The sequence below is a fragment of the Streptococcus suis YS56 genome (assembly GCF_000440115.1).
Taxonomy (GTDB): Bacteria; Bacillota; Bacilli; order Lactobacillales; family Streptococcaceae; genus Streptococcus; species Streptococcus suis_L.
Genome location: NZ_ALMY01000036.1, coordinates 1 through 7037, shown reverse-complemented (window position 1 = coordinate 7037; position 7037 = coordinate 1). Strand labels below are relative to the sequence as shown.

Below are 7037 nucleotides of genomic sequence, written 5' to 3'. Positions count from 1 at the left end.
GTCAAGTTAACATTATTACACTCATTAAAAATTTGGGATTGAAAAATCCCCATAAACTTATTTTACGAGGAGGAGAGTAAAAAAATGATTAGCAGCATGTTAGAGCGGGTAGAGCATTTTGCAACAGAAAATCCTGACTACCCTGTTTACCATTATCTAGGACAGTTGTATAGTTATGGGGATTTAAAAGCAGATTCAGATTCTTTAGCAGCCCATATTGATAGTTTGGATTTACCAGCAAACTCTCCTGTCCTTGTTTTTGGTGGACAGGAGTACCAGATGTTGGCAATCTTTGTTGCCTTAACCAAGGCTGGTCATCCGTATATCCCTGTAGATAGTCATTCTGCTTTGGATCGGATTGAAGCCATTCTGGAAATAGCAGAGCCGAGTTTGGTGTTTGCGGTAGTAGACTTTCCGCTAGAGACAAGTTTGCCAGTGCTTGGTTTGTCTGAAGTTGAAGCCATTTTTGAGAAGAAATCGACTTATCAGTTGATGCATCCTGTAAGCGGAGATGATACCTACTATATTATCTTCACTTCTGGGACGACGGGTAAACCAAAAGGGGTGCAAATTTCGCATGACAATTTGCTCAGCTTTACTAACTGGATGATAAGGGATAAGGAGTTTGCGCTACCAGAGCGACCACAAATGTTGGCTCAACCTTCCTATTCGTTTGACTTATCGGTTATGTATTGGGCTCCGACGCTTGCCCTTGGTGGGACCTTATTTGCTCTACCGAAAGAGTTGACTTTGGATTTTAAGACTTTATTTGCAGCTATTCAAACTTTGCCATTTAAAATTTGGACTTCGACACCATCATTTGTAGATATGGCTTTGCTATCTCGTGAGTTCGATGGGGAACATTTACCAGATTTGACGCATTTCTATTTTGACGGAGAGGAGTTAACTGTAAAAACAGCTCAGAAGCTCCGCGAACGTTTTCCAAAAGCTGTGATTGTTAACGCTTATGGACCGACCGAAGCTACAGTCGCCTTATCAGCAGTTGCCATCACTGATGAGATGCTGGTGAATTATAAACGTTTGCCGATTGGTTATACCAAACCAGACTCGCCAACTTTTATTTTGGATGAGGATGGTCAAGTAGTACCGAATGGTCAACAGGGAGAAATTGTTGTATCAGGTCCTGCTGTCTCTAAAGGATATTTGAATAATCCTGAGAGAACCGAGGCTGCATTTTTCCAGTTTAACGGCTTACAGGCCTATCATACTGGGGATTTGGGTGTAATGACAGATGAAGGTCTGTTACTCTATGGCGGACGTATGGATTTCCAAATTAAATATAATGGTTATCGTATCGAGTTGGAAGAAGTTGCCCAACACTTAAATAAATCAGTCTATATTGAGGCTGCGGTGGCTGTTCCACGTTATAATGCTGACCATAAAGTGCAAAATCTGTTAGCTTATGTTGTCCCTAAAGCAGGGATTATGGAGCAGTTTGATCGAGAGTTGGAGTTAACCAAGGTCATCAAACAGGAGTTAAAAGAACGGATGATGGATTATATGATGCCTTCGAAGTTTATTTATCGAGACAGTCTTCCTTTGACTGCAAATGGGAAGATTGATATTAAGGGGTTGATCGCTGAGGTGAATGCTCAATGATGGAGTTTTTCAAACAGCTACCTCAGTTAGAGCCTTATGGAAATCCATTGTACTTTTTCTATCTAGTCTTGGCGCTAGTACCAATTTTTATAGGACTCTTTTTTAAAAAACGTTTCCCCTTGTATGAAACAGGTGTTAGTTTAGCCTTCATTGTCTTGATGTTTACAGGTACAAAGACAATGCAATTGCTGTCTTTATTGGCCTATATTATTTGGCAGACAATGTTGATTTTTTTCTACAAGTATTATCGTCAACGGGCAAATCAAAGCTGGGTCTTCTATTTAATCGTGTGTTTAGCTGTTTTTCCGTTGACTTGGGTAAAGTTGGCCCCGACTTTTAGTCAGCATGGGGCAATTTTCGGTTTTTTAGGTATTTCTTATTTAACGTTTCGGTCGGTCGGAATGGTGATTGAAATGCGGGACGGTTTACTAACGGAATTTAGTTTAGGGAGTTTTCTGCGATTTTTGCTATTTATGCCAACTATTTCGAGTGGTCCTATTGATCGTTATAGACGGTTTACGGAAGATTACAAACAAATTCCTGAGCGAACTGAGTTATTAAATATGCTCGATCAGACTGTGCATTATATTATGATGGGCTTCTTATATAAGTTTATTCTAGCCTATTTTATTGGGCATACTTTACTGGAGCCTTTAAAGGCAGTAGCCTTGGATCAAGGTGGATGGTTTAACGTACCTACTATTGGAGTTATGTATCTCTATGGTTTTGAATTATTCTTTGACTTTGCAGGCTATTCCATGTTTGCCATAGGTATTTCCAATCTTATGGGTATTCGTTGCCCAATTAACTTTGATCAACCGTTCAAATCGCGTGATCTTAAGGAATTTTGGAATCGATGGCATATCAGCTTATCTTTTTGGTTCCGTGATTTCGTTTACATGCGTCTGGTTAAGGCTTTGTTGAAACATAAGGTTTTCAAAAATCGAAATACGGTATCTAATGTTGCCTATCTGTTTAATATGCTCTTGATGGGCTTGTGGCATGGTGTAACATGGTATTATATTGCATATGGTCTCTTTCATGCTTTGGGGTTGATCATCAATGATGCTTGGATTCGTAAGAAGAAATCAATTAATTTAGCTCGAAAAAAAGCTGGGCAAGAACCACTGCCAGATAATCGTTGGACGAGTTTCGCTGGTATGTTTGTGACCTTCCATACGGTCATGTTCTCTTTCTTGATATTTTCAGGATTTTTAGATAAATTGTGGTTCAAGTAGACAATAGATAACGATTGTATGAATCGTAGAAAGGAATATAAAATGGATGTAAAAGAAACAATATTGAATATTATCGAAGAATTATTTATGGAAGATGTATCTGAAATGATGGATGAAGACCTATTTGATGCGGGTGTTTTGGATAGTATGGGTACCGTAGAACTTATTGTGGAGTTAGAAAGTCGTTTTAATATTACAGTTCCAGTTTCAGAGTTTGGTCGTGAAGATTGGAATACAGCTAACAAAATCATTTCTGGTGTTGTGGAGTTGATACATGCGTAAGCAATTGTGGCAGATTTTTGGGCCTGTGATTTGTGCAACGTTTTTAGTTATTCTCACGTTGTTGTTTTTCCCGAGTTCTTCTCGGCCAAATTTCAAAGAAGAAAAACAAGATGCAGTAGCATTGTCTTATATTAGTTTTAAGAGCAAATATAAGAAAAATAGGGCTCTGGGAGACAAAAATCATCATTTTGTTCCTTTCTTTGGGTCAAGTGAATGGTCACGTTTTGATAGTATGCATCCGTCAGTGTTGGCAGATGCCTATCAGAGAGAGTATACTCCCTATTTGTTAGGACAACGTGGTGCAGCTTCGCTGACACAATATTTTGGCATGCAACAGATTGGGGCACATTTAAAAAATAGTCAGGCTATCTATGTTGTTTCTCCTCAATGGTTTTCACCCAAAGGGGCATCATCCAAGGCATTTGAACAATATTTTAGTAGTGATCAAGCCACTCATTTTCTGCAAACAAGTGCTGAGGATGACTATGATAGATATGCAGCAAAGCGTTTCTTAGAGCTTAAATCAGACTATAGTTTGACAGGAATGTTTCAAAAAGTAGCTAGTGGTAAGGAATTGTCGAAATGGGATCGAGAGCAGTTGACCTGGCAAGCCTATTTATTAGAAAAGCAAGATGCCTTATTTAGTCGCTTTGCTGATTCTGGTAGTAATTTAGGATTGGTAGAAACGGAAGCGATGAAACTTCCAGAGACTTTTTCCTATGACCACTTGAGTAAAGTAGCTAATGAGGATGGGAGTCGTTCTACTCAATCAAATGATTTCCAAATTGATGATAGGTTTTATAGAAATCGCCTTCAGTCAAAAATCAAAAAACTCAAACAATCCCAGACAAAAATATCTTATCTGCAATCACCGGAGTACAATGATTTTCAGCTGGTTTTGAATGAATTTGCTAAACATCAGACTGATGTGCTATTCGTAATTCCCCCGGTTAATGAACGTTGGATGAACTACACTGGTCTCAATAAAGATATGTATCGGGCAACAGTAGCAAAGATTAAGTACCAGTTGACCAGTCAAGGTTTCAATCATATTGCTGATTTGTCGGAGCAGGGGGGGATAGATTATTTTATGCAAGATACGATCCACATCGGTTGGCAAGGCTGGCTGGAGCTTGATAAGTACATCCAACCATTCTTGACAGAACAACAGGCACCTGTTCATTATCAGCTAAAAAAAGAATTTTTAACTTCCGAATGGGCTACGTACAAGGGAGATTTTAACCTATTTTTGAAATAGTTAGATACAGTTATAATAAAAAGCAAGAAGGCTTTGAATTAGGAAGTCTCCTTGCTTTTTTGTTCTTTTACTGTAGTAAATTGAATGATTATATATCTTCTCCCAACAAACTGTGGTTGGCTTTGCGGAAACGAATGACATGGTAGGCTACCATACCATGTGAGAGTAGATTGAGAATGCTAAAGATGAGTAGGTTTGCATGTCCAGCTAGCAGTAAGGCAACATTTCCAATCACTAAAATCAGACCGTAGATGAACAGTCCTTTTCTACCAACTTGGTGAATTTGTTGATTATAGAAGGAAGTCGAAAGGATGCCTCCGTAGAAAAGTAAGTTTCCTACAACCAGCATTGGCAAGGCCAGTTCATTGTGGTGGCTAGGGAACAGCTCCATTGCCACTGTGAAGAAATTTAAACCAAGGACAATCACCAAGTGGGCATAGAGCAAAACGGTCACATCTGCCTTACGGTGATGATCAATGGATAGGTAGGTCTGGGAGATGTAAAAGATGAAAAGGGTCGCCATCGCAATGAAGAGAAGGATTCCTTCCAAGGGAAGTTCTAAAAGTGGATAATTTTTGATGATGGCGATGACGGTCTCACCGAAGGTGATAATGGTAATCAGCTGGCAACGTTCCACCATGTGCGGAAAGTTAATGGGGTCATGGCTTATTTTCTTTTGGAAGAAAAAGGAAATCAAGAAGGGAATGATATAGACAATCAGCATTCTCTCATCATTGGTCCAGAGTTTGAAAACGACCAACAAGGTTGCACCAGCAAAGATAGCAATATAAGTGGTCAACATCTGCAAGGTTGCCTTGATGTCCTCATTAAAGCCAATCCGTCTACCTCTTAGGTAATTTTGCACGAAAATCAAAACGTATGACATGGTCAGAAAGGCATTGAAGGGAAGAGCTGTTTTTTCAAAATCATTGCTGAAGTTGAGGGACATGTTACCAATCAGATACATGGATGGAATAATCGTAAAAATATCTAGAAAGTCTCGTTCGCCATACTTATTCAGATAAATGGTCTCATTCATCCACAAGGTCATAATAATCAAATTGGCGATGATAAAGGTGACAATCTCCTTAAAACCGATGTGGTCCCCATGCAGCAAGCCCGTCAACGAAGACGTCGCTAGCACAAAGACTAGGTCATAAAACAATTCATAGTTGGATACACGTTTTGCCTTTATTTCAGACATAAAATTCTCCTTTTCTAAAAATCTGAACCATTATATCATACGAAAAGGCGAGAGGGCAAACCAGTCATTTTGGGAGTAAAGTTTTCTAAAAATCGTGGAAAATGTCTGTGTTCATTTTTCAATTCTTCATTCTTTAGTGGATAACAACTTTTTTATAATGGTAAAGATTATCGTTTTATGGTATACTATCTAAGTCGCAATCACTAAACAGCGCAGGTTGGGAGGTGAGAACTTATGCTAAATAGTTTCCTGAAACTTGTTTTGCTACCGTTGTTAGTCAGCGTAGTTGCAGAGCTTATTGCGGAGTGGCTAATTTGTAAGTGGCAAAACAACAGCGACAATCAATCATTTATTTTTCCTTTTATTACTTCGACGAAAGAGGAAACTTCGTTCCCGTATTTCCAACTTCAAACACTCCACTGGATTGTTTGAACTCGCTTTGCTGTACCTTGCATAAGTAACTTGCTTCGCAAGTAATATCTCCAACCTTGTACTATCAATCGACAGTACAAGCAACCTTCAGCTCGTTGCCTCGTACTAAAAGTAAACTAAATGACTGTCACTTAGCCTGCGTGCCTTGAGCAAGCACAAAAAAACACCCATGGCTGCCACCATGGGTGTTTTCCTTATACTTAGTTTCCTGAACTTTTAAGCACAATGATTATAACATACGTGTCTCTAGTTTTCAAGTGTCCAGTCTAAGTCAGGGCCGACTGGGACAATACCTGTTGGGTTAATAGTTTTGTGACTACCATAGTAATGCTGCTTGATATGGTCAAAGTCAACTGTTTCTGCAATACCATCATGGTTGTATAGTCGCTTGGTGTAATGCCACAGATTTGGGTAGTCAACCAAGGCCTTGATATTGCACTTGAAATGTCCAAAGTAAACTGGATCAAATCGTACCAAGGTAGTAAAGAGACGGATATCTGCTTCTGTCAATTGGTTGCCTACTAGATAGTCCTTATCTGTCAAATGCTCTTCTAATTTATCTAAGGCAGCAAAAAGGTTCTTGACTTCTTTTTCATAGACTTCCTGATTGGTTGAAAAACCTGCCTTATAGACACCGTTGTTGATGTTTGGATAAACAAAGTCATTCATAGCATCAATCTCAGCTTGTAGGTGTTCTGGATAGTAGTCATCGTAGTTGCCTGTAATGTCATTGAAGGCACTATTAAACATGCGCATGATTTCAGCAGATTCATTGCTGACGATGGTATTTGTTTCCTTATCCCAAAGGACAGGAACGGTCACACGGCCAGTGTAATTTGGGTCTGCTTTCAAGTATACCTAATAGAGATAGTCGCTGTTAAAGAGCGGATCCTTGATCACACCAGGACCGTCTGCGAAGGTCCAACCATTTTCCAACATGAGCGGATGGACGATTGACAGGGAAATGTGGTCTTCTAGACCCTTCAATTTTCGCATGATTAAG

At 39.3% G+C, this 7037-nt stretch carries 5 protein-coding genes and 1 pseudogene; 4 read left to right on the top strand and 2 right to left on the bottom strand.

What is annotated here, in order from left to right:
* Positions 1-84 precede the first annotated feature (84 nt).
* The 4 genes from dltA to dltD are packed head-to-tail and all read left to right on the top strand — an operon-like array spanning position 85 to position 4398.
* Positions 85-1620 (top strand): D-alanine--poly(phosphoribitol) ligase subunit DltA, encoded by a 1536-nt coding sequence (gene dltA, locus SST62_RS0104895; RefSeq protein WP_029186513.1) that lies wholly within the window; start codon positions 85-87, stop codon positions 1618-1620.
* On the top strand, positions 1617-2858 hold the full coding sequence (gene dltB, locus SST62_RS0104890) for a D-alanyl-lipoteichoic acid biosynthesis protein DltB (protein WP_029186512.1): 1242 nt from the start codon (positions 1617-1619) through the stop codon (positions 2856-2858). Before dltA ends, dltB begins: the two co-directional genes overlap by 4 nt.
* A gap of 42 nt (positions 2859-2900) precedes the next feature.
* Positions 2901-3140 carry a D-alanine--poly(phosphoribitol) ligase subunit DltC gene (gene dltC / locus SST62_RS0104885; protein ID WP_024386625.1) on the top strand — a complete coding sequence of 80 codons (240 nt, stop codon included), beginning with the start codon at positions 2901-2903 and terminating at the stop codon, positions 3138-3140.
* Positions 3133-4398: a D-alanyl-lipoteichoic acid biosynthesis protein DltD gene (gene dltD / locus SST62_RS0104880; RefSeq protein ID WP_029186511.1), complete on the top strand. Its 1266-nt coding sequence runs from the start codon at positions 3133-3135 to the stop codon at positions 4396-4398. The genes dltC and dltD overlap by 8 nt, the downstream gene beginning before the upstream one ends.
* A gap of 88 nt (positions 4399-4486) precedes the next feature.
* Here dltD and SST62_RS0104875 read toward each other — a convergent pair whose 3' ends face one another.
* Together SST62_RS0104875 and SST62_RS01000000111495 are read right to left on the bottom strand one after the other, a co-directional pair.
* Positions 4487-5602: a low temperature requirement protein A gene (locus SST62_RS0104875; RefSeq protein WP_029186510.1), complete on the bottom strand. Its 1116-nt coding sequence runs from the start codon at positions 5600-5602 to the stop codon at positions 4487-4489.
* Between the two features lie 678 nt (positions 5603-6280).
* Positions 6281-7037 (bottom strand): annotated as a pseudogene (locus SST62_RS01000000111495) (glutathione S-transferase family protein); the annotation flags it as partial.